Origin of the sequence: Pseudochrobactrum sp. sp1633, assembly GCF_030376605.1 — a bacterium.
Lineage (GTDB): Bacteria > Pseudomonadota > Alphaproteobacteria > Rhizobiales > Rhizobiaceae > Pseudochrobactrum.
In genome coordinates this window covers 1-2,305 of the sequence record NZ_JARRAE010000042.1, presented here as the reverse complement: position 1 = coordinate 2,305, position 2,305 = coordinate 1, and the positions used below count along the sequence as shown (strand labels likewise).

General features: G+C 43.4%; 3 protein-coding genes. 2 read left to right on the top strand and 1 reads right to left on the bottom strand.

From position 1 onward, the window contains the following. Together P8H26_RS17995 and P8H26_RS17990 are read left to right on the top strand one after the other, a co-directional pair. Nucleotides 1-800, top strand: an 800-nt coding sequence (locus P8H26_RS17995) for a hypothetical protein (RefSeq protein WP_289634457.1), incomplete at its 5' end; no start/stop codon positions are given. 236 nt (nucleotides 801-1,036) lie between these two features. After that, entirely contained in the window at nucleotides 1,037-1,657 is a 621-nt protein-coding gene (locus tag P8H26_RS17990) for a recombinase family protein (RefSeq protein ID WP_289634458.1), read from the top strand. 68 nt (nucleotides 1,658-1,725) lie between these two features. Here the strand turns inward: P8H26_RS17990 and P8H26_RS17985 are convergent, their stop codons facing one another. Next, on the bottom strand, nucleotides 1,726-2,109 hold the full coding sequence (locus tag P8H26_RS17985) for a phospholipid-binding protein (protein WP_220158827.1): 384 nt from the start codon (nucleotides 2,107-2,109) through the stop codon (nucleotides 1,726-1,728). Nucleotides 2,110-2,305 lie beyond the last annotated feature (196 nt).

The following is a 2,305-nucleotide window of genomic DNA, read 5'->3' as shown; positions in this document are numbered from 1 at the left end:
GATATGTACTGGTAATCTTGTTTCACAACCTCAATTGGTTTTTTGCCGTTGATCCGAAATGGACAGAGCAACACTTATTGCCAGCGCTATGTGGTAACGACTTGGATGATCGCGACGCAGCATGGTCAGGCTTTTTGTGGGGGGCGAAGACTCCAGATAGAGAACTTTATATGCGGCTCAAGAACTATATGCTGGAATATGCCACTAATCCTTTACCATCGCGTCGTTCATATGGTGAAATCATAGCAGGTATGATTTTATCTGGGTGGGGAACTGTTGACGACGCCACTGGAGAGCGATGCATCTCGAATCATGAAATGCATAGCTTGCTCTTAGCTGTCGATGATGAGTTTCGCACAAGGGTTCTCTGGCAGGCTAAACGATGGTCTAACGAGAGAAGCAAAAACTTACATGATCGGTGGGGTGGGAAACTTTGCGACCTGCTAAATGTTTGGCCGCGTCAAATATCGGTCAGGTCACCCAATACATCGGCTCGCTTTTGTGAATTAGCTTTCTCCAGCGGTGACCAATTTCCTGAGATAGCTCCTTTGGTTTTGCCACTCGTATGTACAATTGAGCGGGAAAATCTATTGCTGCCAGAACTTAGTAGGTCTGAAGAGAATATAGTAGATCGTTATCCAGAATTGACGCTGGCGCTTCTTGATGCGGTTTTGCCAGATAATTCATTGAGTTGGCCTTATGGGATGGAAGGAGTATTACAACGGATTGGGAAAGCAAATGATGCACTAAATAGTGATGATAGATTAATTTCATTAAAGCGTCGGTGGGATGCAAGGTGATAACATTTCGTAACTATTCGTGGAGCCGATGCTGTTAACTTCTATGTGGGTGTTTCTATAGGTGGTTTTATGGAGGGGCTTACACAGATCGCACGAAGTTCTATTTGCATCAGGTGGTTCAAATAACCTATGCCTTAAGCGAACCATGCTGTTCTTGGTTCCATAAATATCATTTGATAACTTAAAACGAACCGCTTATAATAGAACCATGTAAATGGAACTTTATGGTGGTTCGTATGTTTGTGAGAGCTTACCTTCGTGCATCGACGAAAGAACAAGATGCCAGCAGGGCGAAAGATGATTTGTTTCAGTTCGCTAGTGATAAAGGCCTGAAGATTGCAGCCACATATACTGAAAATGAAAGTGGCGCATCGCTCAACCGTCCGGAACTGTTCCGTCTGCTATCTGATTGTCAGGCAGGTGATATTTTACTGATAGAGCAGGTGGATCGTTTAAGTCGTTTGAATGCGAAGGACTGGGAGCGTTTGAAATCTGAAATTCGTGACAGACAGATTAAAGTGGTCGCTCTTGATTTGCCGACATCATGGGGAATGGCATCTTCGAATACAGATGAATTTACTTCGCGTATGTCAGAAGCCATCAATAACATGATGTTGGACATGATCGCGGCCATTGCCCGTAAAGATTATGAGGATCGTCGCAGACGTCAAAAACAAGGAATAGCAAAGGCTAAAGAGCAGGGGCTTTATAAAGGTCGTCCGGAGAATAAATCCCGTAATGTGGCTATCCTGAAAATGCTTGAAAGCGGCCAAAGCTGGAATAGCATAATTCAGGCGACCGGATGTTCTAGATCAACTCTGTCCCGATTGAAAAATGGCAGGCAGGTCTTATTATAGATGTCTGCTTGGACGTTCAAAGGATGAGTAAACAAACCCCGTATAGTGTGGGGTTTGTTTTATAAGGATTATTTCTTTGCAAACGGTTGTGTTGCAGAGCCAGAGCTTAAAGTCTTGCCTGACGCGTCAACGGCAGTGACTGTAATTTTATAAAAATGCGTTCCTGATGGTGGGCATGGGCCTTTGTATTTAAATGCGCCATATGGAAGTTGTGCTTGCCCTTTATAAGCTACGCTGCCGCCTCCGTGATTGAAGTCAGAAGCGTTTTTATCCATCATCTTAATCAAAAGTTTGGCAGTACCTTGCGGTACATTCGATAGCTTAATTGGCGGAGATTTTGAATCGAAGCATTGTTTTGTTGGTCCCCATTCAAAGGCGACACCCATGTCTGCCGCGTAAGCATTGCTTGAGACAATTAATGTTGCTGCACTTATCAATAACAGTTTATGCATGATGTTCTCTCATGATGATGCGAAAAGATTTCATGTCAAAGTAAGATATGAAAATGGGCAGTTAAACTGCCCATTTAAGTAATTAGAACTTCACGCGAATACCAGCAGTAACACCTGCGACACCAATGTTCTTGGCTTTCAGCATTTCGCCGTCATTCATATATTGAACGTTAAGTGTCTTGTTTGTTTCAGCTTT

What these genes read in the sequence shown, in the direction of transcription:
- P8H26_RS17990 (WP_289634458.1), top strand. Translation starts at nt 1,037, where the DNA reads ATGTTTGTGAGAGCTTACCTTCGTGCATCGACGAAAGAACAAGATGCC.
- P8H26_RS17985 (WP_220158827.1), bottom strand. Translation starts at nt 2,109, where the DNA reads ATGCATAAACTGTTATTGATAAGTGCAGCAACATTAATTGTCTCAAGC.